General features: G+C 65.9%; 27 protein-coding genes and 1 tRNA gene. 17 read left to right on the top strand and 11 right to left on the bottom strand.

Going from position 1 to position 25607, the window contains the following annotated elements; translation table 11 throughout:
• The first annotated feature begins 31 nt into the window (after nt 1-31).
• Nucleotides 32-1756 carry a bifunctional ribonuclease/(p)ppGpp synthase gene (relZ, locus tag A5779_RS19485; RefSeq protein ID WP_064884717.1) on the top strand — a complete coding sequence of 575 codons (1725 nt, stop codon included), beginning with the start codon at nt 32-34 and terminating at the stop codon, nt 1754-1756.
• On the opposite strand, the gene A5779_RS19480 is transcribed toward relZ, so the two are convergent.
• Both A5779_RS19480 and A5779_RS19475 read right to left on the bottom strand, forming a co-directional pair.
• Complete coding sequence (locus tag A5779_RS19480) at nt 1753-3207, bottom strand: APC family permease (RefSeq protein ID WP_064884715.1); 1455 nt, start codon at nt 3205-3207, stop codon at nt 1753-1755. The two genes, relZ and A5779_RS19480, sit on opposite strands and share 4 nt — an antisense overlap.
• Nucleotides 3208-3224: 17 nt before the next feature.
• On the bottom strand, nt 3225-3854 hold the full coding sequence (locus tag A5779_RS19475) for a TetR/AcrR family transcriptional regulator (protein WP_064884713.1): 630 nt from the start codon (nt 3852-3854) through the stop codon (nt 3225-3227).
• A 126-nt stretch (nt 3855-3980) separates the two neighbouring features.
• On the opposite strand from A5779_RS19475, the gene A5779_RS19470 reads away from it, so the two are divergent.
• Nucleotides 3981-4814 carry an alpha/beta hydrolase gene (locus tag A5779_RS19470; RefSeq protein WP_064884927.1) on the top strand — a complete coding sequence of 278 codons (834 nt, stop codon included), beginning with the start codon at nt 3981-3983 and terminating at the stop codon, nt 4812-4814.
• A gap of 83 nt (nt 4815-4897) precedes the next feature.
• Here the strand turns inward: A5779_RS19470 and purD are convergent, their stop codons facing one another.
• Complete coding sequence (purD, locus tag A5779_RS19465; protein WP_064884712.1) at nt 4898-6166, bottom strand: phosphoribosylamine--glycine ligase; 1269 nt, start codon at nt 6164-6166, stop codon at nt 4898-4900.
• A gap of 101 nt (nt 6167-6267) precedes the next feature.
• Between purD and A5779_RS19460 the strand changes: the two genes are divergently transcribed.
• Together A5779_RS19460 and A5779_RS19455 are read left to right on the top strand one after the other, a co-directional pair.
• On the top strand, nt 6268-7512 hold the full coding sequence (locus tag A5779_RS19460) for a cytochrome P450 (RefSeq protein WP_064884710.1): 1245 nt from the start codon (nt 6268-6270) through the stop codon (nt 7510-7512).
• A gap of 26 nt (nt 7513-7538) precedes the next feature.
• Nucleotides 7539-8168, top strand: a complete 630-nt coding sequence (locus A5779_RS19455; protein WP_064884708.1) for a TetR/AcrR family transcriptional regulator — start codon at nt 7539-7541, stop codon at nt 8166-8168.
• A 14-nt stretch (nt 8169-8182) separates the two neighbouring features.
• Here the strand turns inward: A5779_RS19455 and A5779_RS19450 are convergent, their stop codons facing one another.
• The 6 genes from A5779_RS19450 to A5779_RS19425 all read right to left on the bottom strand — a co-directional run bounded on the left by A5779_RS19450 (nt 8183) and on the right by A5779_RS19425 (nt 13891).
• Complete coding sequence (locus A5779_RS19450) at nt 8183-8890, bottom strand: M15 family metallopeptidase (protein ID WP_064884706.1); 708 nt, start codon at nt 8888-8890, stop codon at nt 8183-8185.
• Nucleotides 8891-9037: 147 nt separating this feature from the next.
• Nucleotides 9038-10264 carry a hypothetical protein gene (locus tag A5779_RS19445; protein ID WP_064884704.1) on the bottom strand — a complete coding sequence of 409 codons (1227 nt, stop codon included), beginning with the start codon at nt 10262-10264 and terminating at the stop codon, nt 9038-9040.
• The gene (locus tag A5779_RS19440) at nt 10254-10697 is read right to left on the bottom strand and encodes a carboxymuconolactone decarboxylase family protein (RefSeq protein ID WP_064884702.1); all 444 of its coding nucleotides are present in this window, start codon (nt 10695-10697) and stop codon (nt 10254-10256) included. Before A5779_RS19440 ends, A5779_RS19445 begins: the two co-directional genes overlap by 11 nt.
• 10 nt (nt 10698-10707) lie before the next feature.
• Entirely contained in the window at nt 10708-11589 is an 882-nt protein-coding gene (locus A5779_RS19435; RefSeq protein WP_064884697.1) for an NAD(P)-dependent oxidoreductase, read from the bottom strand.
• A complete protein-coding gene (locus A5779_RS19430) occupies nt 11586-12338 on the bottom strand; it encodes an SDR family oxidoreductase (protein WP_003879855.1) in 753 nt (250 codons plus the stop codon). Before A5779_RS19430 ends, A5779_RS19435 begins: the two co-directional genes overlap by 4 nt.
• An 83-nt stretch (nt 12339-12421) precedes the next feature.
• On the bottom strand, nt 12422-13891 hold the full coding sequence (locus A5779_RS19425) for an aldehyde dehydrogenase (protein ID WP_064884694.1): 1470 nt from the start codon (nt 13889-13891) through the stop codon (nt 12422-12424).
• A 189-nt stretch (nt 13892-14080) separates the two neighbouring features.
• On the opposite strand from A5779_RS19425, the gene A5779_RS19420 reads away from it, so the two are divergent.
• From A5779_RS19420 to A5779_RS19375, 10 genes are all read left to right on the top strand, one after another.
• The gene (locus A5779_RS19420; protein WP_064884692.1) at nt 14081-14692 is read left to right on the top strand and encodes a TetR family transcriptional regulator; all 612 of its coding nucleotides are present in this window, start codon (nt 14081-14083) and stop codon (nt 14690-14692) included.
• Nucleotides 14693-14714: 22 nt separating this feature from the next.
• A complete protein-coding gene (locus A5779_RS19415; protein ID WP_064884690.1) occupies nt 14715-15926 on the top strand; it encodes a cytochrome P450 in 1212 nt (403 codons plus the stop codon).
• A gap of 26 nt (nt 15927-15952) precedes the next feature.
• On the top strand, nt 15953-16762 hold the full coding sequence (locus tag A5779_RS19410; protein ID WP_064884688.1) for an SDR family oxidoreductase: 810 nt from the start codon (nt 15953-15955) through the stop codon (nt 16760-16762).
• Nucleotides 16763-16769: 7 nt separating this feature from the next.
• Entirely contained in the window at nt 16770-18167 is a 1398-nt protein-coding gene (locus A5779_RS19405; RefSeq protein WP_064884687.1) for a lanosterol 14-alpha demethylase, read from the top strand.
• A gap of 10 nt (nt 18168-18177) precedes the next feature.
• Nucleotides 18178-18390, top strand: a complete 213-nt coding sequence (locus A5779_RS19400; protein ID WP_064884685.1) for a ferredoxin — start codon at nt 18178-18180, stop codon at nt 18388-18390.
• Nucleotides 18387-18935 (top strand): nuclear transport factor 2 family protein, encoded by a 549-nt coding sequence (locus A5779_RS19395; protein ID WP_064884683.1) that lies wholly within the window; start codon nt 18387-18389, stop codon nt 18933-18935. The genes A5779_RS19400 and A5779_RS19395 overlap by 4 nt, the downstream gene beginning before the upstream one ends.
• Nucleotides 18936-19027: 92 nt before the next feature.
• Nucleotides 19028-20161 carry an NDMA-dependent alcohol dehydrogenase gene (locus A5779_RS19390; protein ID WP_044520554.1) on the top strand — a complete coding sequence of 378 codons (1134 nt, stop codon included), beginning with the start codon at nt 19028-19030 and terminating at the stop codon, nt 20159-20161.
• A gap of 90 nt (nt 20162-20251) precedes the next feature.
• A complete protein-coding gene (locus A5779_RS19385) occupies nt 20252-20680 on the top strand; it encodes a nuclear transport factor 2 family protein (protein WP_064884681.1) in 429 nt (142 codons plus the stop codon).
• A gap of 29 nt (nt 20681-20709) precedes the next feature.
• Nucleotides 20710-21537, top strand: coding sequence for an SDR family NAD(P)-dependent oxidoreductase (locus tag A5779_RS19380; RefSeq protein WP_064884925.1), 828 nt, complete (start codon nt 20710-20712; stop codon nt 21535-21537).
• Between the two features lie 42 nt (nt 21538-21579).
• On the top strand, nt 21580-21996 hold the full coding sequence (locus A5779_RS19375) for an HIT family protein (protein ID WP_064884678.1): 417 nt from the start codon (nt 21580-21582) through the stop codon (nt 21994-21996).
• On the opposite strand, the gene A5779_RS19370 is transcribed toward A5779_RS19375, so the two are convergent.
• Complete coding sequence (locus A5779_RS19370; RefSeq protein ID WP_064884676.1) at nt 21956-23389, bottom strand: sensor histidine kinase; 1434 nt, start codon at nt 23387-23389, stop codon at nt 21956-21958. The genes A5779_RS19375 and A5779_RS19370 overlap by 41 nt on opposite strands.
• A 30-nt stretch (nt 23390-23419) precedes the next feature.
• Entirely contained in the window at nt 23420-24139 is a 720-nt protein-coding gene (locus A5779_RS19365) for a response regulator transcription factor (RefSeq protein ID WP_064884923.1), read from the bottom strand.
• 96 nt (nt 24140-24235) lie between these two features.
• Between A5779_RS19365 and A5779_RS19360 the strand changes: the two genes are divergently transcribed.
• The 3 genes from A5779_RS19360 to A5779_RS19350 all read left to right on the top strand — a co-directional run bounded on the left by A5779_RS19360 (nt 24236) and on the right by A5779_RS19350 (nt 25594).
• Nucleotides 24236-25051, top strand: coding sequence for a hypothetical protein (locus A5779_RS19360; protein WP_064884673.1), 816 nt, complete (start codon nt 24236-24238; stop codon nt 25049-25051).
• Nucleotides 25052-25072: 21 nt separating this feature from the next.
• A tRNA-Thr gene (locus tag A5779_RS19355) sits at nt 25073-25147 on the top strand.
• 42 nt (nt 25148-25189) lie between these two features.
• Nucleotides 25190-25594, top strand: a complete 405-nt coding sequence (locus A5779_RS19350; RefSeq protein ID WP_064884671.1) for an HNH endonuclease — start codon at nt 25190-25192, stop codon at nt 25592-25594.
• Nucleotides 25595-25607: the final 13 nt, after the last annotated feature.

Genomic DNA, 25607 nt, shown 5'->3' with positions numbered 1-25607 from the left:
CGGGCCGGACCACCAATGAGACAGTGGACGGATGTACTTCGTCGGGCTCGACCTCGCGTGGGGCGAGAAGAATCAGACGGGGGTCGCTGTCATCGACTCCAGTGGCCGGGTCCTTCACGTCGGGGTGGCACAGGACGACGACGACATAGGCGCGGCGATCGAGCCCTATGTCAGCGGTGACTGCCTGGTTGCGATCGATGCGCCGCTCATCGTCAACAACCCGACGGGCCACCGTCCGTGCGAGCGAGATCTCAACCGGGATTTCCAGCGGTTCGACGCCGGGGCGCGCCCCGCATTCACCGAGCGACCCGAGTTCAAGCATCCGCGCGGCGCGCGTATCGCGACGGCCCTTGGCCTCGACATGGATCCGTCGTCGCAGTCGAATCGGCGCGCCATCGAGGTGTATCCACATCCGGCGAGCGTGGTGCTGTTCGGACTCGACAAGACCTTGAAGTACAAGCGAGGCGCCTTCGGCGACCGGCAGCGGGAGCTGCTCAAGTTGATGACGTACATCGAGGAACTCGACACGGCGACGCCGAGGCTGCGGGCCAATCGCAATGTCAACTGGGTGGAGCTGCGGCGGCGGATCGAGGCGGCCACCCGGCCGGGCCAGCTCGACCGGGACGAGGATCCCGTCGATGCGATGCTCTGTGCCTACATCGCGCTGTACTGGTATGACCGGCCGGAGGATGTGACGATCTACGGCGACTTCGCCTCGGGGTACATCGTCACCCCGTCTCTGCCTGCTGATCGGCTCCCCCGGCCGCGGCCGGCCCCGGTACGCGAGACCGCCCCGTCGACGGCGGTGGCCGAGTACGCCTCGCGGCGCCCGGACCTGGTGGCCGCCACCGAGCAGTACCTCAAGCTGGTCACCGGCCTACTCGACGAGGCGGGCATCAACTACCTGAGCATCACGGCCCGCACCAAGAGCATCGATTCGTTCGCCGCGAAAGCCAACCGCCGCGCCGGCGACGGCACTCCGTTGTACAGCGATCCGTTGGTGGAGATCACCGATCAGGTGGGTCTGCGCGTCATCACCTATCTGCGTGAGGATGTCGACGCGGTGGCCAATCTGCTGGCCGAGGAGATGCGGCTGCTCGACGACCAGGACATGGGCCTGCAGACCGCCCGGCAGGGCCGGTGGGGGTATGCGAGCCGGCATCTGCTGTTCGGGGTCGAGGGCGAACAGTATCCGGCATCCATCCAGGTCCGTACCGTCCTGCAGCATGCGTGGGCCGAGTTCGAACACGATGTGCGGTACAAGGGTTCGATACCGGCCGAGCACGTGAGTGAGCTGGACCGTCGGTTCACGTTGGCCGCCGGGCTTCTGGAACTCGCCGACCGTGAGTTCACCGAGATCCGGGAACGCCTGCGGCTGACCATGTCCGAAGACGAGGAGGCCGAGTCTCCGGGGTTTTCCAGGGATTCCCGTATCCCCACCCCGGTGCTCGCCACCTATCTGGGCAACCGCTTCGCGGACGCCGGTTGGTCGCGAACCGACCACTACGCCTGGATCTCGGGGCTGCTGCTCGAGCTGGGTATCACCACGTTAGAAGCGCTGACCGGTCTTCTGGATTCGGTGGACACCGACGAGATCAACCGGCTCATGGACTACCGGTATCCGCCCGGCGCGGTGCGTCGCCTCGACGACGCGTTGTTGGCGGTGTTCGACGACCGCTACATCGGGCTGGACGGTAATGCCCACCGGGTCGCGTTGCTGCAGAACCGGATTGCGAAGCTGCGCACCGACTCCTAGGGCGCGTCGGCCAGATGGGTCGGATCGGTGATGCCGGGCCCCGTGATACCCAGTTGGCGGTTGATCAACTTGGTGATCAAGAACAGCACCACGCCGGTGGCGACCAAGGCCAGCGCCAGCACGTACTGCACGGCCGGCCGCCCCGACGTCGGCAGTACCAGGTACAACGACGCGATGAAACCGATGACGGGCAGCACCGTCGGTGTCTTGAAATGCCCGCCCTCTCTCTTCACATCGCGGCGCAGCACCAGGACCGCGACATTGACCACCGAGAAGACCGCGAGTAGCAGCAACGAGGTGGTCCCGCCGAGAATCGCGACGGTGTCGCCGCTCGCGAACGCCGACACATAGAAGATCAGGCCGAACGCGATGAGCGTGGTGAAAACGATTGCCACCCACGGCGTATGACGCTTCGGGTGCACCGCGCCGAGCATCGGCGGCAGGACGTGCTGACGGGCCATGCCGTAGATCAGCCGGCTGGCCATCAGCATGTTGATCAATGCGGTGTTCGATACGGCGAACATCGAGATGACAGGCAGGATGTTCGAGAACGGGAGTCCCGGCGCGGCGGCTTCCATAACCTTCACCAGCGGTGACGAGTCCGACTCGGCGAGCGTTCCGACCGGCACCAACGCGACCGCGATGACAGCCACGACGACGTAGACGAGCCCGGCGATACCCAACCCGGTCAGCAAGACCTTCGGGAAGATTCGCACCGGATCCTTCGTCTCCTCGGCCATGTTGACCGAGTCCTCGAATCCGACCATCGCGAAGAAGGCCAGTGACGTCGCGGCGGTGACCGCGATGAACGCGTTCTTCTCCCCCGAGGTATCGAATGCGACGACGCGGGAGAAGTCGACGTCCACGCCGCTGACAATCGCCCAGAGCCCCACCCCGATCACGAGCACCAGGCCGGTGATCTCGATGAACGTCAGGACCACGTTGAGCTTGACGCTCTCACTGACGCCGCGCAGGTTGACTGCGGCGATCAGAGCCATGAACAACAGCGCAAGAAGGATGACTCCGATCACCTTCAGGTGAGCGACGTTATCGGTATAGAACTGCCCGAAGTTGACCTCTATCGCGTCGAAGAAACTGATCGCAAAGAAGCGCGAAGCCGTTGAGGCCGAGGTGATTCCGGAACACATCACGATGAACGCCACCAGGAACGTCACAAAGTGGATGCCAAAGGCCTTGTGCGCGTACAGCGCTGCGCCGGCGGCCTGCGGATACTTGGTGACCAGCTCGAGGTAGCTGAACGCGGTGATGGTGGCGATCAGGAACGCCGCCAGGAAGGGAAGCCAAGCTGCGCCGCCAACCTCCTTGGCGACCTGACCGGTGAGCGCGTACACACCGGTGCCGAGGATGTCACCGACGACGAACAGCAGTAGCAGGCCGGGTCCCATCACCCGCTTGAGCTGTGGCTGCGCCGCGGTTGCGGGTTGCGACATTCCCCCTCCTTCACCGGTCAGACGCGCACCGCCCGTTCGTCGACGGGCGCCAATACGTCGATGACGTCGATCAACGTGGCCCTGGCGCTGGCCCGGGGCCCCTCCCCTTCGTCGACCAACGATGCAACCACAGCTCCGTCGACGGCGCACACCAGGGCGGTGACCAGTTCGGCCCGCACCGAGCGGCCCGAGCGTTCCACCACCTCGACGACGGCGTCGGTCCGCTGCTGCAGGATGCGCCGTTGGATGTCACGCAGTCCGGGCTGCCGGGCACAGGCGATGTAGCGCTCGTAGCGCGAGATCAACTCCTCGGTGCCACGCCGTTCCAGAGACGCCCCGAGCAACAAGTCGACGAGGACGTCGGCGGTCGATTCGGCACCGCGACGCCGCCGCGAGAGCGCAGCCACACCGGCACTGAGATGTTCGGTTTCCTGGGTGCCGATGTACTCGACAGCCTTCGCGATGAGGTCGTCCAGTGAAGAAAAGTAGTACGTCGTCGAAGCCAGCGGGAGGCCGGCGCGGCGGGCCACGGCGCGGTGCCGGACGGCGTCGAAGCCGCCCTCACAGAGCAATTCAGCGGCCGCCCTGACGAGGGCGTACCGCCGACGCTCCCCTTTAGGGGTGACCGCTGCCGTCACCTTTAGCATCGTGCCAGTCGGACCCCTTCCACATGGGGCTTTCGGTCAATCATCAGCCTTTACTCAGGTTTTGCCGGCACGTCGGTCACGCCGCGAGAATGCCACTGACCGATGCCTTTGTCGGGCGATGGCAAGATGGCCCGCATGCCCAACTTGAGTCGTCGCGCAGTCCTGCGCCTCGGCGTCGGTGCAGCCGCCGGCGCCGCCGGCGCCTTGGCCCTCGCCTCCGCCCCGGGTTCGGTGGCCAGTCCCGTCGCAGCCCCCACTATGACGAGCGGCTCGTTCACCTCGGCCGCACGCGGCGGGGCGAAGACCAACTGGGCCATCGCGCGCCCGCCCGGCCAGACCGGCAAACTCCGTCCGGTCATCGCCCTGCACGGCAAAGGGCAGGATGCCGCCGGCGTGATGGCCGGCGGAGTCGAGCAGGGCCTGGCCGAGGCCGTGGCCGCGGGACTGCCGCCGTTCGCAGTGGTCGCCGTCGACGGCGGTGGAAGTTACTGGCACAAGCGCGCATCCGGTGAGGACTCGGGCGCCATGGTGCTCGACGAACTGATCCCGATGCTCGGCGATCAGGGTCTGGACACCTCACGGGTGGGGTTCCTGGGCTGGTCGATGGGCGGCTACGGTGCACTGCTGCTGGGTTCGCGGCTGGGGCCGGCACGTACCGCCGCGATCTGTGCCGTCAGCCCCGCGCTGTGGACGTCGTCGGGCGCCGCAGCGCCCGGGGCTTTCGACAGCGCAGCGGACTATGCCGCCAACACTGTGTGGGGCCAGCCCGCGCTGGGATCGATTCCGATCCGGATCGATTGCGGCAACAGCGATCCGTTCTATTCGGCAACCAAGCAGTTCATCTCCGAACTGCCCAATCCGCCGGCCGGTGGGTTCTCCCCCGGTGGACACGATGGCAGCTTCTGGAGTTCGCAGCTGCCCGCCGAGATCTCCTGGATGGCACCGCTACTGGTCGCCTGATCCCTCCCGCGAGCAGACGCAAAACTGCCCATTTCTCAGCCAAAATGGGCAGTTTTGCGTCTGGTCGCGAGGGAAGGTGACCCCTAAAGGGTGATCCGCCCTTCGGCGGCGGCCAGACCGATATCGCCGCGGAAGTGGCTGCCCGGCAACCGGATCGACTTGGCGAGCGCGTAGGCCGCATCGCGCGCGGCGGGCAGATCCGCTCCGGTGCCGACCACCGAGAGCACCCGGCCGCCCGAGGAAACCACCGCGCCGTCCTCGCGGCGCGCGGTACCGGCATGCAGCACGCCGTCGGCTTCCGATCCCTGGATGACGTCGCCGACGCGCGGCCGGCCCGGATAGTTCTCGGCCGCCACCACGATGGTCACGGCATAGCCGTCGCGCCACTGCAGGTCACCAAAGGAGGCGAGCTCCCCGGTGGCCGCAGCGTTAAGCAGCTGCGCCAACGGCGAATCCAGCAGAGCCAGAACCGATTGCGTCTCCGGATCGCCGAAGCGGCAGTTGAATTCCACCACCGAAGGACCGGTCGAGGTGATCGCCAGGCCGGCGTAGAGCAGGCCAGAGAACGAGCTGCCCCGGGCAACCAGTTCTGCCGCAACGGGTTTGACGACGTCGTCGACGATCTGCGCTTTGACCGAGTCCGAAAGCCACGGCAGCGGTGCATAGGCGCCCATGCCACCGGTGTTGGGCCCGGTGTCGCCGTCGCCGACGCGTTTGAAGTCCTGCGCGGGCAGCAACGGCACGACGGTGGCGCCGTCGACCACACAGAACAGTGACACCTCGGGCCCGTCCAGGAACGATTCCAGCAGCACCGGGTGTCCGGAGTCGAGCAGGCTGGCGGCATGCGCCCGGGCGGCATCGCGATCGGCGCTGACCACCACTCCCTTACCGGCGGCCAGTCCGTCGTCCTTGACCACCCAGGCGGCCTGGCCGGCGGGGGGCCCGAAGCGGTCGAGCGCGGCGTCCAGGTGGGCCGGGTTGTCGACGATTTCGCTGGTCGCCGTCCGCACCCCGGCGGCGGCCATGACGTCCTTGGCGAACGCCTTGGAGCCCTCGATGCGGGCGGCGTCCTTGCTCGCGCCGAAGCAGGCGATACCGGCGGCCCGTACGGCGTCGGCCACGCCGAGCACCAACGGAACCTCGGGTCCGATCACCACCAGGTCGCTGCCGAGGCGCTGGGCCAGCTTCACGACGGCCTCACCAGAGGTGATGTCGACGTCGTACTGGTCGGCAATGGACTGGGTTCCGGCGTTGCCGGGGGCCACCGCCAACTCCTCCACCTGCGGGTCGCGGCGCAGGGCCAGCAGCAGGGCGTGTTCACGGGCTCCGGATCCGATAACGAGGACGCGCACGGTCGTAGCGTAGCGGGAAACCTACGGGCATACACTTGACGCCACGGTGTATGGTCGAATGCAGGAATGTGCCCGCCGTCACACAAGGAGATGACCCCGGCATGACAACGATGAGCGCCTGCCCGTTCGGCGCCGGCTATGACTTCACCGACCCCGACGTCCTGCTCCGCGGAATCCCCGTCGAGGAGTTCGCCCAACTGCGCCAGACCGCCCCGGTGTGGTGGAACGAGCAGGGCGAATCGATCTTCAACGACGGCGGTTACTGGGTGATCACCCGCCACGAGGACATCAAGACGATCTCCCGCAACGGCGGTGACCTGTGGTCCACCAACGCCAAGGGCGCCGTCATGCGGCTGCCGGACAGCGTGACCGCCGAGCAACTCGACCTGACCAAGGCCCTGCTGATCAACCACGACGCGCCCGAGCACACCCGGCTTCGCAAGCTGGTGTCGCGGCTGTTCACCCCGCGCTCGGTCGCCGCACTCGAGGAGAAGTTGGCCCTGGCGGCCCGCGACATCGTGGCCAAGGCCGCCCAGAAGGACGCCGGCAATTTCGTCGACGACATCGCGGTGGGCCTGCCATTGCTGGCCATCGCCGACCTGATCGGCGTACCCGAGGAAGACCGGGAGAAGGTGTTCAACTGGTCCAACGCCATCATCAACACCGACGACCCGGATTTCGACGCCGATCCGACGATGGCCAATGCCGAGCTGATGGGCTACGCCTACAACATGGCCGAGGAACGAAGGAAGTGCCCGGCCGACGACATCGTGACCCGCCTGGTGCAGGCCGATGCGGAAGGCGGGGACGGCGAGGCCATCACCGAAGTCGAGTTCGCCTTCTTCGTGATCCTGCTGGCCGTCGCAGGCAACGAGACCACCCGCAACGCCATGACGCACGGGATGAACGCCTTCCTCGAAAACCCCGACCAGTGGGAGCTTTTCAAGCGCGAGCGTCCCGACACCGCGGTTGACGAGATCATCCGCTGGGCGACTCCGGTGCACTGCTTCCAGCGGACCGCCCTGTCCGACATCCAGGTCGGCGATGTCACTGTGAAAGCCGGGCAGCGCGTCGGCCTGTTCTACAGCTCGGCCAACTATGACGAATCGGTCTTCGACAAGCCCTTCGATTTCAACATCCTGCGCAACCCCAATCCGCACCTGGCCTTCGGCGGCAACGGCGCGCATTTCTGCATCGGTGCCAACCTGGCGCGGATGGAGATCAAGCTGATGTTCAACGAGATCGCCGATCAGATCCCCGATATCGCCAAACTGGGTGAGCCCCAACGTCTCCGGTCGGGATGGATCAACGGCGTCAAGGATCTGCCGGTCTCCTACCGCAGGTGATCCGCTGTTTGTTCTAGGATTCGCCCATGCGAACGCACGGGTGGTCCGGCTCCGCGCCGGCCAGCGACGAGGAGGCGATTGCCCGCATCCTCGTCGCTGCGGGCAACGCCATCGATGAGCGGGGCGCCGACTTCTCCATCGCCGACGTGGCGCGCACCCTCGGCGTGACCCGGCAGACCGTGTACCGCTATTTCCCCAGCACCGACGCCCTGCTGGTGGCGTCCGCGGTGAACGCGGCCAGCGATTTCCTCGACCGCGTCGCCGCTCACCTTCGGGGTGTGACCGACCCGGTGGAGGCGGTCGCCGAGGCCATCGCCACCGCGCTGGAGTGGTTACCCCAGGAGAAGCACATCGGTTTGCTCGTCGCTCCCGGACGCGCGAACGCCCACACCGAATCGGTCACCTCCGATGTCGCAGTCGACTTTGCCCGCGCGTTGATGCGCAAGCTGGACGTCGACTGGACGGGCCTCGGATACACCGACGCCGAACTCGACGAGCTCGCCGAGCATCTGCTGCGGATCATCCAGTCATTCGTCATCGACCCGGGTCGGCCTCCGCGCACCGGCGAGGCACTGCGCAGCTACCTGCGCCGGTGGGTCGGCTCGGCCGTGGTGGCCGGTAATTTGGCGCCCGAACGGCCGTCCGCGGGGCTTTAGCCGGGTTCGGCCCGTCAACGTCGTTCGAAATGCTGGTAATCGACCGGGTCATGCCAGTGCCCGCCCCAGCGCCAGCCACGCTCGGCGAAGGTCCGCACCACCACGTCTCCGTCGTGGATCATCCCCGGATCGGTGCGGGTGCGGTCCAGATAAGCCCGCGCGGTAAGCGGCTGAAGGTCGCCAGAGGCTGAGATATACGGGTTGACCAGCGGGTTGATGTCGACCGCACGACCGTAGGCATGCAACGACCATGCTCCACTCTGCAGCGGCCGGCAGTTGAACGCCGAGGTGTTGTCGTCCTCCATGGACAGCTCGTCGTCGGCGCGCGGATAGTGGTCCACCGTGCGCAACTTCTCGATCGGAAATCGCGCCGAATACAGATCCCCGAAAATCTCGATCACGTCGCTCACCACATCACGGTGCACCACCAACTCACCCCGGTGGGATCGACCGTCAAAACCGATATACGACAAGGTGATTCGGCGAAGGTCGGCCGGCGGCACCGGGCATCCCGGCCGCCAACTGGCGCCCAACGCGGCCTCGTCGACGGGCTGAACCCGGGCGGGTTGCTCCGGCTCCACGCTGGGCCGCGGATTCTGCGGCGAGGCAGAGATGCTCTCGGGTGCCCGCACCGGTTCGGGCGCGCCACCGGCGCACGCCGCCGTGCACCCGGTGAACACTGCCACCACCAGGGCACATACGCGGACGGTTGCGATGCCCACCCTGCGACTCTAGATCGCCGAGATGGACATCCATATGGTCTCAGAGACGGGAAATCGGCCCATGAGCGGACGTTTGCCGCAACTTTGATTGATGCCTCGACCGCAGGGGCCAGAGCCTTGGAACGGGCGAAATCCTGACGCTGCGCGTCACACCACGGTCAGCGGCAACGACTTCCTCGGCTCGAACACGAACTCGGCCCCACCGCTGAATTTGACTACTGCGACCTCACCGAATTCCTTTGCCGCGGTCTCGGTTTCGATCACCCGTGCGGTCCACTCCGCATCCGACCCGATCACCTCGACGGAAAGGTGCGGGTTGATGGCGGCGACGATGGCCTGCAGGGGCCGGGTCTCGGCCGGCGAAACCAGCGCCACCCAGGAACCGTCCTCGTGTGCCGGCGACCGACGCACGGACACCGTGTCGGGACCGAACTCGGCGTCGACGTAGGCGGCCGGGTTGAACAACGGGTGCAGTTCCAGCACGCGCACCGCACCCTCGATGCCGCCGGGCAGGCCCAGAGCTCGGTGGATGCGCTCGGCACCGACACCCGCCACCCCGATGAGCTGCTTGGCGCAGATATCGGTGGCCAACGCGGTGTCGGCACCAGCGCGTGCCCCCACCGCGAGGATGAACGACAGGTTCAGCAGGTGCATCTGCAGGCACACCTCGTCGGCGATCCGAACCAGTGCGGAATGCGAGAACGCCGCGAAATCGAAGTCCGACAGCAGTGGGCCCGAGTAGTCGGCCGCACCCTCATCGGAAGGGTCGATCGGATCCAGAACCGTTTGGGCTGCGCGAGTCCGGCCGATCACCTCGAGCGCGGGGATGTCGTCGACCTCGGGGTAGGACTCGTCGATGATGACCGTCCAGGCGCAGTGTGGCTGTCGGTCCGCAGGCGTCCGGGGCGGCCGGTGAATCGGACGCACCTGGCACTTGCGGTTGGTGGCCAGCGCGGTGGCATCGAAGGTCGGGTCCTCGATGTCGTGACACATGCCGCGCACGTATTCCTCGCCCATCGGCTCGACGTCGAGCAGCGCGCCGCAGTGGTCGAGGTGGAACTCGCCGTGCCAGCGATCATGGACCGTGTAGCGGAAATCCATGAACTGCGGCGGAGCGCCGATGTCGAGTTGCAGCCCCTTGAAGATGGTGATGATGTCGACGCCCTCGTACTTGAGCGCCTTCTGCATCCGCCTGGTGTAGATCGGGCTGGACCCGGCCCACTCCTCGATCGCGATCTGCAGCATCTCTTCGCGCCCGAAATTGCTGATGCACCAGGCCATCCCGGAGCGGTCGATCATCTGCCCCATGAGCAGGAGCTCGGGGACCAGCTTGACCAGCTCGTCGTGCGTCAGCGACGCATACCTACTTGTCATCGAGCTCGCTCCCGGTGTTCATCTTGACGGCGGCGTTGACGTTCGCCTTCCGATCCTCGGCCAGCCCCTTCTCGGCGGCCTTGCGGCGCTTGGCCACCACCTTGGACACGGTTCCGTTGAGACCGGAGCCGAGCGGGAAGCCGAGGTACTGGGTGAGGAAGATGGCGATGTCCTTGAGCTCTTCCTCGGTGAACTCACCGTTGAGCAACGCGGCATTGACCTGGATCTCGGCGAGGTCCTGCGAGCCGACGGCGGTCACAGCGGACAACGTCATCAGCCGCTTCTCGCGCATCGACAGTCCCGGCTTGCTCCAGATGGTGCCGAACAGGTGGTCGACGGTGAGATCGAAGTACGGATCTCCCTCGATGTTCGGCATCTCCCAGCCGTAGACCTCGTTCATCTTGGCCAGGCCCTTGGCGCGCAACTCGTCCATCGAAGTTCTCCTAGTCGTTCTCGTGCGGTACGCCGAGGCCCTCAGCGAGCCGCTGCAGGGCCACCTGGGCCAACGGAAGGTCTACTCCCACAACCTCACCCAACCCGAGAGCCAGGCTCAGGTCCTTCTCCCCCAGTCCACGGGTGTGGGTGAAGGCGTCGTAGAGCCAATGATCCGGGGTCAGCTCGGCCATGTTCTCGCGGACGATGATGGCGCCGGGCCCACTGGTCAACGCATCGGTGTGGCGCACCACGCGGCCCAACGCGCCCAGATCCAGCCCGGCCGCCTCGGCCAACTTCATGGCCTCGCACGCGGCGGCGTAGGAGGTGAAGGTCAGCATGTTGCGGGCCAGCTTCATCCGGGTACCGGCACCGGGCTCGCCGGCATGGATCACCATCGAGCCGAACTGCTTGAGCGCCGGCTTGATCCGCTCGTAGACAGGCCGTTCGGCGCCGACCATGATGGCCAGCTCACCCTTCTCCGCGGCGGCGCCGCCACCACTGACCGGGGCATCCACGATGCGGATACCCTGCGGCTTGTACTGCTCGGCAAGTTCAGCGGCGGTGGTATCGCTGATCGTCGAGTGGATGACGATCACCGTCTCCGGCTTGACCTTTGCCGCCAATTCGGCAATCACGGAACGCACCTGCTCGTCGTTGAGCACCGTGATGCTGATGATGTCGGCCTCGGCGATGTCGGCGACGTCGCCCGCCAGCCTGGCCCCGAGTTCCTCGAACGGCGCCATCGCGTCGGCCCGCACGTCGTACACGATGAACCCGCCGGGCCATGCGGCCAGGCGCTTCGCCATCGGGGCACCCATGTTGCCCAGGCCGATGTAGCCGTATTTCACTGTGCTGGCCGGCTCCTCGTGCACGCGCTCGTCGGTGCTCATGACCGGATGATCTGTCCGCCGTCGACATTGAAGATCTGGCCGGTGATCCACTTGGCCTGATCGCTCAGCAGGAACAGACACATGCCGACGAGGTCCTCCGGCTGGCCCATGCGCGACAACGGGATTCCCTTGACGATGTCGTCCACCATCTCCTTGGGCGTGGTGGTGCGGTTGGCCTCGGTGTCGATCGGGCCGGGCGCGATGGCGTTGATCCGGATGTTCTGGCCACCGAGCTCGCGCGAGAGCTGCTGGGTCAGACCGTTGATGCCGACCTTCGCCAGACCGTAGTAGTTGGCGTACAGCCACGCCGCGGTCGAGGACTGGTTGACGATCGCACCGCCGCCCCGTTTGGCCATCTTGCGGTACACCGCACGGGTGCACACCAGCGCGCCGTCGAGGTTCACGCTCATGAACTTCTTGTAGTAGTCCCAGTCGACGGTGAGCAGGAAGTCCAGCTTCATCCCGCCGAAGATCGCGGCGTTGTTGACCAGGTAGTCGATGCCGCCGAACTCCGAAAGTGTCTGTGCAGCCATGTCCTTGGCCGAGTCGATGTCGGAGACGTCGACCCGCACCGCCAGCGCGTTGCCGCCCTCGCCCTTGATGCCGTCGGCGACCTTCTGCGCACCTTCGGTGTTGATGTCGGCCACCACGACGGCCGCACCCTCACGTGCCAGCGCCTCGGCATAGGCCTGGCCGATTCCGCCACCGGCACCGGTGACGATGGCGACCTTGTCTGTGAACTGTCCCATGTCTGTTCCTTTCCCGCCGAATGGCCAGTTAGTGCACGGTTCTCACGAGTTTGCGTGTCATAACTGGCCGCTCGGCACCCGTTCTAATTGGCGAGCGTCGCGACGCACTTGATTTCGGTGTATTCCTCGAAGCCGGCCAGGCCCATCTCGCGGCCGATGCCGGACTGCTTGTAGCCGCCGAACGGTGCGTCGGCCGAGTACCAGATGCCGCCGTTGACGTTGACGGTGCCGACGCGCATCCGGGCGGCCACCGCCTGGGCGCGGGCGTCGTCACCGGAGAACACCGTGCCGGACAGGCCGTACGGCGAGTCGTTGGCGATGCGCACGGCGTCGTCGTCGCCGTCGTGGGCGATCACCGTCAGCACCGGCCCGAAGATCTCCTCGCGGGCCACCCGGGCGGTGTTGTCCAGACCGGCGATCACGGTCGGCTCGATGAAGAAGCCGGTGTCCAGGTCCGCGGGACGTCCACCGCCGCAAGCGAACCGGCCGCCTTCCTGCAGCGCCAGGTCCAGGTAGGACTGCACCCGGTCGCGCTGGCGGGCAGAGATCAGCGGGCCGCACACGGTGCGCTTGCTGTTGGGGTCACCAGGTTTGATGCCCGACAACGTCGCCGCCGCAGATTCCACCGCCTTGTCGTAATCGGCCCTCGGCACCACCAGGCGGGTGGTGATCGCGCAGCCCTGGCCGGCGTGCATGGCCACCGTGAAGGCGGCCATCGAGCAGGCCCCGGCCAGGTCGGCGTCGTCGAGCACCAGGAAGGCCGACTTGCCGCCCAGCTCGAGGAACACCTTCTTGAGTGTGAGCGCCGCATCGGTCATCACGGCGCGCCCGGTCGCGGTCGAGCCGGTGAACGAAACCATGTCCACCCGAGGATCTGTGGACAGCAGCGCGCCGACGGAGTGATCGTTCGAGGTGACGATGTTGATCACGCCGGGCGGGAAATCGGTCTGCTCGGCGATGATCTGGCCGACAGCCGCGGCTGCCCACGGGGTATCGGGGGCCGGCTTGAGGATCAGGGTGTTACCCGCGGCCAGCGCCGGGCCGACCTTGGCCAGGTTGATCTGGTGCGGAAAGTTCCACGGGGTGATCGCGCCGACGACACCGACCGCCTCGCGAGCGATCTTGCGGTTGGTCGGGATGCCCTGCGGGGTGGCGTAACCGAGATCGGTTGTCCACTCGTAGTTCTCGGCAGTGTCGGCCGAGTAGGCCAGATCGTCGATCGGGCCTTCCAGCTGCGCGCCGGCGGTGAGCATGCGGGGTGCGCCCACCTCGGCAATGGTCAGTTCCCGCAGTTCCTCGATGTTTTCGCGCAGCGCGTCACGCAACTGCCGCAGACAGCGCACCCGGAGCGCGGTGTTCGTCGACCAGTCTGTGTCATCGAACGCACGGCGAGCCGCTTCGATGGCGTTGCCCATGTCCTCGGCGTCGGCGTCGGCGGCAACGCCGAGCACCTCCTCGGTAGCGGGGTTGACGGTCTCGAACACTCCGCCGCGTCCAGCGACGAGCTTGCCGTCGATCAGCAGTTGACTCTGGCGATCGGCCAGTACCGGCATTGGTGAACTCCACTTCAGAAGATTCTGGACAACTGTCCGGCTGTCTCGTCTCGAACGATAGCCGCAGACAATGTCAAGCCGCAAGAGCGGCCCCCAACCGCCCCGCGAATAGCGAAAAATACGCAGTTCATCCGCCCCTTTCAGGATACGCACTTGCCCAACCGCGACATCGTCCGATAACTTGGACATGTGTCCAGCGATGCGGTGTCCGCAGTCACAGAGCCAGCTCCCGAGCCAGACAAGGAGTCCCCGCGCAACCGCCGGCAGGAGGAGACCTTCCGCAAGGTCCTGACCGCCGGGACCGAGATGTTGCGCGAGTCCTCCTACGCCGATCTGACCGTGCGCGCAGTCGCGGCACGCGCCGGGGTAGCGCCGGCCACGGCCTACACATACTTCTCGTCGAAGAATCATCTGATCGCCGAGATGTACCTGGATCTGGTCAGCCAGTGCCCGTACTTCACGGACGTGAACGACTCCATGACCACGCGCGTCGACAAAGCGCTCCGGGCACTGACGCTGGTCGTCGCCGACGAGCCCGAGGTGGCAGCTGCCTGCACCACGGCCCTGCTGGGCGGCGGCACCGATCCGGCGGTGCGCAAGGTGCGCGACCGTATCGGCGCCGAGATCCACAAGCGCATCCGGTCAGCCGTCGGGCCCGATGCCGATTCGCGGATCGTCTCTGCCCTCGAGATGACGTTCTTCGGCGCGCTGGTCAACGCCGGCAGCGGCGCCTTCACCTACCACCAGATCGCCGATCGGCTGACCTATGTCGTCGGCCTCGTCCTCGGAGAGGACAAATGAGCATGAGCCTGGGAGAGCACTGATGAGCTTGGACATAGTCAAACCGATCCTCGACCCGTACGACTACGAATTCCACGAGGATCCGTACCCCTACTACCGCCGACTGCGCGACGAGGCACCGCTGTATCACAACGAAGAGCTCAAGTTCTGGGCGTTGTCGCGGCACAAGGACGTGGTCGCCGGCTTCCGCAACAGCGTCACGCTGTCCAACAAGCACGGCGTGTCCCTGGATCCGATCTCCCGCAATGACGAAGCCCACCGGGTGATGTCGTTCCTCGCCCTCGACGATCCCGGTCACCTCCGGCTGCGCACCCTGGTCTCGAAGGGATTCACCCCGCGGCGTATCCGCGAACTGGAGGGCCGGGTCACCGAGATCGCCCATCAGCACCTGGATACGGCCCTAGAGATCGGAACGTCCGGCTCCATCGATTTCGTAGACGATTTCGCAGGCAAGCTGCCCATGGACGTCATCTCCGAACTGATGGGCGTGCCGGACGAGGACCGGGTTCGCATCCGGGCGCTTGCCGACGGTGTCATGCACCGTGAGGACGGTGTCGCCGATGTCCCCGAATCCGCGATCGCCGCCTCCGGGGAACTGTTGGTCTACTACGCCGACATGGTGAAGCAGCGCCGCAAGAACCGCACCGACGACTTGACGTCGGCACTGGTGGAGGCCGAGATCGACGGAGACCGACTCACCGACGACGAGATCATGGCCTTCCTGTTCCTCATGGTGGTGGCGGGTAACGAGACGACCACCAAACTTCTTGCCAACGCCGCGTACTGGGGCTTCAAGAATCCCGACCAGCTGGCCCCGGTGTTCGACGACCACGCCCTGGTCGTGCCGTGGGTCGAGGAGACCCTGCGCTATGACGCCTCCAGCCAGATCCTGGCGCGGCTGGTCACCGAGGACCAGACGTACTACGACACCACGGTGCCCGCCGGCGATGTGCTGGTGCTGCTGATCGGCTCGGCGAACCGAGACGAGCGCGCCTTCGAGAACCCCGACGAATACCGGATCGATCGTGAGATCGGCCCGAAACTGGTGAGTTTCGGCAGTGGAGCCCATTTCTGCCTCGGCGCGCACCTGGCGCGCATGGAGGCGCGGGTGGCACTGACCGAGTTGTTCAAGCGAATCCGCGGATACGAGGTGGACGAGGCCAACGCTGTCCGCGTCCACTCCAGTTCCGTACGAGGATTCGCGCATCTTCCCATTGCGGTGTCCCACCGCTGAAGCCCATCACAGTAAAGGCACGCTAAATGGCACGTTTCGAACCCCATCCCGACCGCCGACCGGCCATCGTGGCCGGCGCGTCGTCCGGCATCGGCGCCGCCACGGCGACCGAGCTTGCCGCGCAAGGCTTCCCGGTCGCCCTCGGCGCCCGCCGCGTCGAGAAATGCCAGGAGCTCGTCGAGCAGATCATCGCCAATGGCGGCGAGGCAATCGCGCTGCCGCTCGACGTCACCGACGCCGAGTCGGTGAAGTCGTTCGTGCACGGCGCCACCGAGGCGCTCGGCGACATCGAGCTACTGGTGGCAGGCGCCGGTGACACCTTCTTCGGCCAGCTCCACGAGATCAGCACCGACGAGTTCGAAAATCAGGTTCAGATTCACCTCATCGGCGCCAATCGCCTTGCCACCGCTGTGCTTCCGGGCATGGTCGAGCGGCGGCGCGGCGACATCATCTTCGTCGGCTCTGACGTGTCCCTGCGGCCGCGGCCGTACATGGGCGGCTATGGCGCAGCCAAGGCCGGCCTGCTGGGCATGGCCAAGACCCTGCAGATGGAACTGGAGGGCACCGGCGTGCGCGCCTCCGTGGTCCATCCCGGGCCCACCAAGACCGCCATGGGCTGGAGTGCGCCCATGGACAAGGTCGGCGAAATGCTCGAGGACTGGGCCAAGTGGGGCCAGGCCCGGCACGACTACTTCCTGCGCGCGGCAGACCTCGCGCGGGCCATCACCTTCGTCGCGGAAACCCCCCGCGGCGGCTTCATCGCCGAACTGGAGATTCAGCCCGAAGCTCCGCTCGCCGATGTCAAGGACCGCCAGAAGCTGAGAGTGGAAGGCTGACAAGAACATGACGAGCTCAGAACTCAAGGAAGTACAGCGCGTCTCGGGCGGTGAAGCAGACGAACACGGCCACCTGGAAGAATTTCGCACCGACCCGATCGGCCTGATGCAGCGCATCCGGGACGAATGCGGTGACGTCGGTTGGTTCCAGCTGGCCGACAAGCAGGTGGTGCTGCTGAGCGGTGCGGAGGCCAACGAGTTCTTCTTCCGCTCCAGCGACAGCGAACTGAACCAGGCCGAGGCCTACCCGTTTATGACGCCGATCTTCGGTGAGGGCGTGGTGTTCGACGCCGATCCCGAGCGCCGCGCCGAGATGCTGCACAACACCGCGCTGCGCGGTGAGCAGATGAAGGGCCACGCCGCCACCATCGAGAACGAGGTCAAGAAGATCATCGCCGATTGGGGCGACGAGGGCGAGATCGAACTGCTCGACTTCTTCTCCGAGCTGACGATCTACACCTCGACGGCGTGCCTGATCGGGCTGAAGTTCCGCGAGCAACTCGATCGCCGGTTCGCCGAGTACTACCACCAGTTGGAGCGGGGCACCGACCCGCTCTGCTACGTCGATCCCTACCTTGACATCGAGAGCTTCCGCATCCGCGACGAGTCGCGCGTCAAACTCGTAGCGCTGGTGCAGGAGATCATGGACGGTCGCATCGCCAATCCGCCGAAGGGCAAGGAGGATCGCGACCTGCTCGACGTTCTGGTGTCGATCAAGGACGACGAGGGCAACCCCCGGTTCACAGCCAACGAGGTCACCGGGATGTTCATCTCCCTGATGTTCGCCGGGCACCACACCAGTTCGGGCACGTCCTCGTGGACGCTCATCGAACTGCTGCGCAACCCCGAGGTGTACGCACAGGTGCAGCAGGAGCTCGACGACCTCTACGCCGACGGCCAGGAGGTGAGTTTCCATGCGCTGCGGCAGATTCCGAAGCTGGACAACTCGCTCAAGGAGACCCTGCGCCTGCATCCGCCGCTGATCATCCTGATGCGCGTGGCTCAGGACGAGTTCGAGGTGGCGGGCCATCCGATCCACAAGGGCCAGATGGTGGCAGCCTCCCCGGCAATCTCCAACCGGATCCCGGAGGACTTCCCCGAGCCCGACACTTTCGACCCTGCCCGCTATGAGAAGCCGCGTCAGGAAGATTTGATCAACCGGTGGACCTGGATCCCCTTCGGCGCCGGTAAACACCGTTGCGTGGGTGCGGCGTTCGCGCAGATGCAGATCAAGGCGATCTTCTCGGTTCTGTTGCGCGAGTATGAGTTCGAGATGGCCCAGCCGGCCGAGAGCTACCAGAACGACCACTCCAAGATGGTCGTGCAGCTGGCTCAGCCGGCCAAGGTTCGCTATCGGAAGCGGGTTTCCGGCGGGCATGAGCGCAGCGACCGGGGAATCGAGTAGGAGCGCACTCATGGGCTGCTACCGCGTTGAGGTCGACGAGGATCTGTGCCAGGGCCACGCCATGTGTGAGCTCGAAGCGCCGGACGTGTTCCGGGTGCCGAAACGCGGCGTCGTCGAGATCCTCGATCACGAACCATCCGACGAGCTCCGCGATGCCGTCGAGATGGCCGTCGAGATGTGTCCTACCCGAGCACTATCCATCACAGAGAAAGCGGAACAATGACTTCATCCTCTAAACGAGAAGAACTCGAAGCCTGGTCCGATCGCTGGCTCAAGGCAAACCAGGAGGCCGAGAAGGCCGGTGACTGGAAGCCGCTGGCCGACTTCTACACCGACGATGCAACCTACGGCTGGAACATCGGGCCCAAGGAAGACGTCATGTGCATCGGCAAGGACGAAATCCGGGACACCGCACTGGGCCTGGAGATGGAAGGCCTGGAGAACTGGGTCTACGAGTACCAGCGGGTGCTGATCGACGAGAAGCAGAACGAGATCGTCGGCTTCTGGAAGCAGATCGCCCACAAGTCCGACGGCAGCACCGCCGAGATCTACGGCATCGGCGGTAGCTGGTTCCGGCTCAACGATCAGCTGCTCATCGAGTGGCAGCGCGACTTCTTCGACTTCGGGCACGTGCAGAAGGCATTCATGAACCTGATCAGCTCCGGCGACCTCACCCCGACGATGCAGAAGCGCATCGAGCGCAGCCTCGCCGGCGAGAAATTGCCCGGCTACTACCCGCGCGGCGAAGCGCCGGTCAAGATCTGGTAGTTCCCGGCCAAGCAGTTGCTTGGGGGTGGGTGTGACCCACGCAACTAATGGCTCTAGTCTGTGGTCAACGGCTCTAGTGGAAGGCACACGCGATGAAGACCAAAGGCGCTCTCATCTGGGAGTTCAACCAACCTTGGACGATCGAGGAGATCGAGATCGGTGACCCCGTCAAGGACGAGGTCAAGATTCAGATGGAAGCCTCGGGCATGTGCCATTCCGATCACCACCTGGTGACCGGCGACATCCCGATGGCAGGTTTCCCGGTGCTCGGCGGCCACGAAGGCGCAGGCATCGTGACGGAGGTCGGCCCGGGCGTCGACCACATCCAGCCCGGTGATCACGTCGTGCTGTCGTTCATCCCGTCGTGTGGCGAGTGTCCGGCGTGCCAGGAGGGTCTGCGCAACCTGTGCGACCTGGGCGCGGGGCTGCTGGCCGGCACGGCGGTCTCCGACGGCACGCATCGCATCCACTCCGTCAAGAACGGTCAGCCCGTCATCCCGATGACCCTGCTGGGCACGTTCAGCCCGTACATGGTCGTGCACAAGAGCTCGGTCGTGAAGATCGATCCGTCCATCCCGTTCGAGGTGGCCTGCCTCGTGGGCTGCGGCGTCACCACCGGCTACGGCTCGGCGGTGCGCAGCGGTGACGTCCGCCCGGGTGACGACGTCGTCATCGTCGGCGTCGGCGGTGTCGGCACCGGTGCGCTGCAGGGCGCCCTGGCCGCCGGCGCACGCAACGTCTTCGCCGTCGACCCGGTCGAGTTCAAGCGCGACAACGCGCTGAAGTTCGGTGCCACCCACGCCTACCCGGACATCTTCTCCGCGATGGCCGGGGTCGCCGAGGTCACCCAGGGCCGGATGGCGCACAAGACGATCGTCACCGTCGGTGAGCTCAAGGGCGAGGACATCGACCACTACATGAACATCACCGCAAAGGGCGGCACGGTCGTGGCCACCGCGGTCGCCAACATGGCCAGCAACGACGTCAAGCTCAACCTGTCGATGCTGACCCTGCTGCAGAAGCGCTTGCAGGGCACCATCTTCGGTGGCGGCAACCCGCACCATGACATCCCGCAGCTGCTGAGCATGTACAAGGCCGGCCGGCTCAACCTGGACGACATGGTGACCCGCCAGTACAAGTTGGAGCAGATCAACGACGGCTACGCGGACATGCTCGAGGGCCGCAACATCCGCGGCGTCATCCGCTACACCGACGCCGATCGCTAAACCCCTTACCCGCGAAATGGCATTCCAGCAGACAAAGGTCGAGTAACCACCTGCTGGAATGCCATTTCGGCATATGGAGGAAGGAATTTCGTGACCGAGACAACCACTGAGACACCCGTCGTCGTCGCCTCGCGGTCGTCGTGGAGATGCGTGCAATCCGGTGACCGGGAGGGCTGGCTGGCCCTCATGGCCGATGACGTCCTGGTCGAGGACCCGATCGGTGAGGCCGTCACCAACCCCGACGGCACCGGGGTGCGCGGCAAGGAAGCTCTCGCCGCCTTCTACGACACCAACATCGGCCCCAACGAGCTGACCGTCACGTGCGAGGAGACGTTCCCGTCCAGCTCGCCGACCGAGATCGCCTACATCCTGGTGCTGCGCACCAAGTTTCCCAACGGGTTCACCGCCACGGTGCGAGGCGTCTTCACCTACAAGGTGAACGACGAAGGGCTGATCACCAACCTGCGCGGCTACTGGAATCTGGAAGCGATGCAGTTCGCCGAGGCGGACGAAAACTGACCACCGGATCGCTCGCCGGCCGCGGCGCGATCGTGGTCGGCGGCACCCGCGGCATCGGCCTGGCGGTCGCCGAGCTCCTGGCCGCTCAGGGTGCGGGTGTGGTGGTCAACGGCCGCGACCTGGGGGCTGCCTCAGCCGCGGCCGAATCCATTTCCGGTGTCGCCCATGCCGGTTCACCGGCCGACCCTGTGGTGGCGGACGCACTCGTCGACACCTGCGTATCCGAGTTCGGTCGCGTCGACATCCTGATCAACTGCGCCGGCACCGCGGAGCCGGCGGGGTCCTCGATCTTGAACGTGACCAGCGCCGAGTTCCGGAGCCTGCTCGACGCGCATCTGGGCACGGTGTTCGAGACCTGTCGCGCAGCGGCGCCCAAGATGGTGGCTCAAGGGGGTGGCGCCATCGTCAACACCAGTTCCTTTGCATTCCTGGGCGATTACGGCGGCAGCGGCTATCCGGCGGGCAAGGGCGCGGTGAACGGGCTGACCCTGGCGATTGCCGCCGAACTCAAGGAACACGGCGTGCGTGCCAACGTGGTGTGCCCGGGCGCCCGCACCCGGCTGTCCACCGGATCGGACTATGAGCAGCACATCGCAGACCTCAACCGGCGCGGACTGCTCGACGACGTCAGCATGCAGGGCGCGCTGGACGCCGCGCCGCCGGACTACGTCGCCCCCACGTACGCCTACCTGGCCAGCGACCAGGCCAAAGACGTGACGGGCCGCATCTTCATCGCCGCGGGTGGGTTCATCGGCGAATTCGCCCGGCCCTCAACCGGTTTCATCGGATACCGCGATCACCACAGCGCGCCGCCGTGGACCGTCGAGGAACTGCACGAGGCCATTTCCGGGACATAACCGGAGTTCAGGACGCGGTGGCCTCCACTATGCTTGGTCTCCATGGCGTCCGTCTTCACGAAGATCATCAACGGAGAACTGCCCGGACGATTCGTCTATGAAGACGATGAGATCGTCGCGTTCCTGACCATCGCCCCGATGACGCAGGGCCACACGCTGGTGGTTCCCCGCGCCGAGATCGACAACTGGCAGGACGTCGAACCCGCGGTGTTCGCCCGGGTGATGGAAGTGTCGCAGCTGATCGGCAAGGCCGTCTGCCGGGCATTCGGCGCACAGCGCTCCGGCGTGATCATCGCCGGTCTTGAGGTGCCGCACCTGCACGTGCACGTGTTCCCGGCCTACAACCTGGCCGACTTCGGTTTCGCCCACGTCGACAACAACCCGTCGGCCGAGTCGCTCGACGAGGCTCAGGCCAAGATCAAAGCCGCGCTGGCAGATCTGCAATCCTCGGCAGGCTGACGGTGAACCGGCAGCCCTGACCGGGCGCCGTGGTGACGTTCACCGTGCCGCCGTGGGCCAGCACCAGAGAATGCACGATCGACAGGCCCAGCCCGGTACCGCCGCTCGCGCGGGTGCGTGAGGTATCGGCTCGGTAGAACCGCTCGAAGACCCGTCGCGCGTCCTCCTGGCTCATGCCGGGGCCTTCGTCGCACACCTCGATCACCGCGTCGTCGCCGTCGGTGCCCACCCGCACCGTGATCCCGGCGGTTTCCGGTGTGTGCTGCACGGCGTTGGCGACCAGGTTGCTCAGCACCTGACGCAATCGGGCCTCGTCGCCCAGCACCTCGGGGGTCCCCGGACCGTCGAACACCTCCATCCGCACCCGACGGTTCGGGGCGATCGACTGCGTGTCGTGGACGGCATCGGTGGCCAGCGTCAACAGGTCGACCCGGTGCTGATCGAGCGGCCGTTGCGCATCGAGTCGGGCCAGTAGCAGGAGGTCCTCGACCAGCAGGCCCATCCGTCGGGATTCGCTCTCGATCCGGCCCATGATCATCTCGACGTCGCGCGCCGCGCCCTGGCGGTAGAGCTCGGCGAATCCGCGGATCGTGGTCAACGGGGTCCGCAGCTCGTGGCTGGCATCGGTGATGAAGCGGCGCATCCGTTCCTCGGAAGTCCGCGCCTGCTCGGCCGAGGCGTCCGAAGACGCCACCGCCCGCTGGATCTGCGCGAGCATGCCGTTCAGCGCCAACGACAGTCGTCCCACCTCGGTCCGCGGATCACGTTCGGGGACACGGCGATCCAGCTGTCCGGCCGCGATGGCCGCGGCTGTTTGTTCCACCTCCACGAGGGGACGCAGGCTGCGGTGCACGACGGCGTAGCCGACCACCCCGAGCACCACCAGCACGACCGTGCCGATGCCGACCTGCGACCAGATCAACGCACGGACCGACGACTGGACGTCGGACAGGTCGATCGCGACGGTGGTGAGCTCGCCGTTCGGACCCTGCACGGTCATGGCCCGCCACTGCACGTCGGAGGCCCCGACGGACTCGACGGTCACCGGCACCGGACCGACATCGTTGTCATCGGGGAGCTCGGGCTCCGCCTCACGGTCGTTGACCGCGATCCAGGTCCTGCCGTCCTGGTCGACACCGCGCACATAGAAGTTCGATGGCGGGCGGGCCGGGTTCGGCCCTTCCAGTGGCGTCGACGGCAGCTGGCGGGGCTCCTGGGCCCAACTTCCCGCGGCGTCGAGAAGCGTCTGATCGATGCGGCTCACCTCGGTGTGCCGCATGATCGAGGTCACCGCGACGCCGGAGGCGAGCAACCCGCACGCCACCAGGACCAGCGCGACCGCCACCAGCCCGACCCGCAGCGGCACTCCGTGCCGCTCTACCCGGTCAAACACTCCAGAATTATGCCGCCGACGAACGAGGCGTCAGCGTGGCTCGCGCAAAACGTAACCGACGCCGCGCAGAGTGTGCAGCAGACGCTTGTCGCCCGTGTCGATCTTGCGGCGCAGGTAGGACACGTAAGACTCGACGACGTTGACGTCACCGCCGAAGTCGTAACGCCACACGTGGTCGAGGATCTTCGGCTTCGACAGCACGGTGCCCGCATTGATGATGAAGTAGCGCAGCAGGGTGAACTCGGTGGGCGACAGCGAGACGGGCTCGCCGGCCTTCCAGACCTCGTGTGTGTCCTCGTCGAGTTCGATGTCGGCGAAGGACAGCTTGGCGCTGCGGGGTTCCTCGACGCCCCGGCCGGACCGGCGCAGGATCACCCGCAGCCGGGCCACCACCTCTTCGAGACTGAACGGCTTGGTGACGTAATCGTCGCCGCCCAGCGTCAGGCCGGCGATCTTGTCCTGCAGGCTGTCGCGCGCGGTGAGGAACAGTGCAGGGGCGTCGATGCCGTCGGCGCGCAGCCGGCGCAACAGACCGAAGCCGTCCATGCCGGGCATCATCACGTCCAGGATCACGGCGTCGGGCCGGACTTCCCTGGCCTTGTCCAGGGCGGCGGCGCCGTTGGACGCGGTGTAGACCTCGAAACCCTGGAACTTCAGGCTGACAGACAGCAGCTCCACGATGTTGGCCTCGTCGTCGACGACGAGAACCCGGGCCTCCGGGACGCTCTCAGGTAATGCAGGCATGGCCATTCCCTGATGTTGGTAGTACCTGTTGAACTCAACCTGCATGCACGCTGTGCACTTCCTGTGAGTTTAACTGTGATCGGGGTAACTACACTGACGCCCATGAACCTCGGCAAGACGCTGATCCAGGTTGCTACTGCGCCGGTGCGAATCGGGCTGGCGGTGGCCGACGCCGGTCTCGGCATCGCCAACGAGACTCTCAACGCGGTGCAACGCGGCATCACCGACGCAAATCCCCTCAACGGCAGGTCATCGATGGCCTCGCTGTTCGGCATCGATGATGCGGTGGAGCGCGCGAACCGCTTGGCGCGACTGCTGGACGACGACGCGCCGCTCGGCCGGGCACTGGCGCCCGAAGGCCCGATCAACCGTTTGCTGCGACCGGGCGGGATCGTCGACCAACTGACTGCCGAGGGTGGCCTGATGGACCGGCTGACCGCAGACAACGGCGCTGTGGCCCGGGCTGTCGCCCCCGGCGGCCTGGTGGACCAGGTCACCATGGAGGGCGGTCTGCTGGACCGGTTGACCACCGCTGACGGCGCCGTGTCCCGGGTGATCGCCCCGGGCGGGCTGGCCGATCAACTGCTCGCCAACGATGGCCTGTTCGAGCGGGTACTGCGTGAGGACGGGGTGGCCGATCGGCTGCTCGCCGAGGGCGGCCTACTCGACACCCTGACCGACCCCGACGGCCCGCTGCTCAAGCTCGCCGATGTGGCCGACACCCTCAACCGGCTGGCTCCCGGGCTCGAGGCATTGGCCCCCACCATCGATGCGCTGCACGACGCGGTCATCACGCTGAGCCAGGTGGTCAACCCCCTCAGCAGTATCGCCGACCGCATCCCGCTGCCTCGCCGTTCGTCCCGGCGGAGTTCCCCGCGGCCGGTCAGTTCGCAGCGAGTTATCGACGCCGAGGAGTGACCCGTTAGACTCTGCCCCCAGGCCCCCTTAGCTCAGTGGTAGAGCAACGCCCTTGTAATGCGTAGGCCATCGGTTCAATCCCGATAGGGGGCTCCACGCATCGATTTGGTTGTCGGTGTCTGCCAGTAACTTCCACATATGAGGCTCTGTCGCGGTTGTGGTTCACCACTTTCGAAGCGCAGTCAGAAAATCTACTGCGCTAATGCATGTCAGGCAGCCAGCCGCCGAAAGGTCATGACGGAGCGCTGGCTCACATCCGGCGAAGCGCGCGTCCGCGGCGAGCAAGGCAACTACATCCGGCTCTACCTCATCGAGGCTCAGTCGGGCTGTTGCGCCATCTGCGGCGCAGCCAGCGTGTGGCAGGAGCTACCCCTGACCTTGATCATGGATCACATCGACGGGAACCCTACGAACAACCGACGGGACAATCTCAGACTGGTCTGCCCCAACTGCGACTCACAATTGCCGACATACAAGAGCCGTAACCGGGGCAACGGGCGCTACTACCGCCGTGAGCGCTACGCCAACGGGCAGTCGTTCTAGCGTTCACGTCTCG

The sequence above is a fragment of the Mycolicibacterium peregrinum genome (assembly GCF_001665625.1).
GTDB classification, from domain to species: Bacteria; Actinomycetota; Actinomycetes; order Mycobacteriales; family Mycobacteriaceae; genus Mycobacterium; species Mycobacterium peregrinum_B.
This window is presented reverse-complemented; position numbering and strand designations above follow the sequence as displayed.

Excerpts from the sequence above, each read along its gene's own strand:
- relZ (WP_064884717.1), top strand. The coding sequence starts at position 32 with ATGTACTTCGTCGGGCTCGACCTCGCGTGGGGCGAGAAGAATCAGACG.
- A5779_RS19480 (WP_064884715.1), bottom strand. The coding sequence starts at position 3,207 with ATGTCGCAACCCGCAACCGCGGCGCAGCCACAGCTCAAGCGGGTGATG.
- A5779_RS19475 (WP_064884713.1), bottom strand. The coding sequence starts at position 3,854 with ATGCTAAAGGTGACGGCAGCGGTCACCCCTAAAGGGGAGCGTCGGCGG.
- A5779_RS19470 (WP_064884927.1), top strand. The coding sequence starts at position 3,981 with ATGGCCCGCATGCCCAACTTGAGTCGTCGCGCAGTCCTGCGCCTCGGC.
- A5779_RS19460 (WP_064884710.1), top strand. The coding sequence starts at position 6,268 with ATGACAACGATGAGCGCCTGCCCGTTCGGCGCCGGCTATGACTTCACC.
- A5779_RS19455 (WP_064884708.1), top strand. The coding sequence starts at position 7,539 with ATGCGAACGCACGGGTGGTCCGGCTCCGCGCCGGCCAGCGACGAGGAG.
- A5779_RS19445 (WP_064884704.1), bottom strand. The coding sequence starts at position 10,264 with ATGACAAGTAGGTATGCGTCGCTGACGCACGACGAGCTGGTCAAGCTG.
- A5779_RS19440 (WP_064884702.1), bottom strand. The coding sequence starts at position 10,697 with ATGGACGAGTTGCGCGCCAAGGGCCTGGCCAAGATGAACGAGGTCTAC.
- A5779_RS19435 (WP_064884697.1), bottom strand. The coding sequence starts at position 11,589 with ATGAGCACCGACGAGCGCGTGCACGAGGAGCCGGCCAGCACAGTGAAA.
- A5779_RS19430 (WP_003879855.1), bottom strand. The coding sequence starts at position 12,338 with ATGGGACAGTTCACAGACAAGGTCGCCATCGTCACCGGTGCCGGTGGC.
- A5779_RS19425 (WP_064884694.1), bottom strand. The coding sequence starts at position 13,891 with ATGCCGGTACTGGCCGATCGCCAGAGTCAACTGCTGATCGACGGCAAG.
- A5779_RS19415 (WP_064884690.1), top strand. The coding sequence starts at position 14,715 with ATGAGCTTGGACATAGTCAAACCGATCCTCGACCCGTACGACTACGAA.
- A5779_RS19410 (WP_064884688.1), top strand. The coding sequence starts at position 15,953 with ATGGCACGTTTCGAACCCCATCCCGACCGCCGACCGGCCATCGTGGCC.
- A5779_RS19405 (WP_064884687.1), top strand. The coding sequence starts at position 16,770 with ATGACGAGCTCAGAACTCAAGGAAGTACAGCGCGTCTCGGGCGGTGAA.
- A5779_RS19400 (WP_064884685.1), top strand. The coding sequence starts at position 18,178 with ATGGGCTGCTACCGCGTTGAGGTCGACGAGGATCTGTGCCAGGGCCAC.
- A5779_RS19395 (WP_064884683.1), top strand. The coding sequence starts at position 18,387 with ATGACTTCATCCTCTAAACGAGAAGAACTCGAAGCCTGGTCCGATCGC.
- A5779_RS19390 (WP_044520554.1), top strand. The coding sequence starts at position 19,028 with ATGAAGACCAAAGGCGCTCTCATCTGGGAGTTCAACCAACCTTGGACG.
- A5779_RS19375 (WP_064884678.1), top strand. The coding sequence starts at position 21,580 with ATGGCGTCCGTCTTCACGAAGATCATCAACGGAGAACTGCCCGGACGA.
- A5779_RS19365 (WP_064884923.1), bottom strand. The coding sequence starts at position 24,139 with ATGGCCATGCCTGCATTACCTGAGAGCGTCCCGGAGGCCCGGGTTCTC.
- A5779_RS19360 (WP_064884673.1), top strand. The coding sequence starts at position 24,236 with ATGAACCTCGGCAAGACGCTGATCCAGGTTGCTACTGCGCCGGTGCGA.
- A5779_RS19350 (WP_064884671.1), top strand. The coding sequence starts at position 25,190 with ATGAGGCTCTGTCGCGGTTGTGGTTCACCACTTTCGAAGCGCAGTCAG.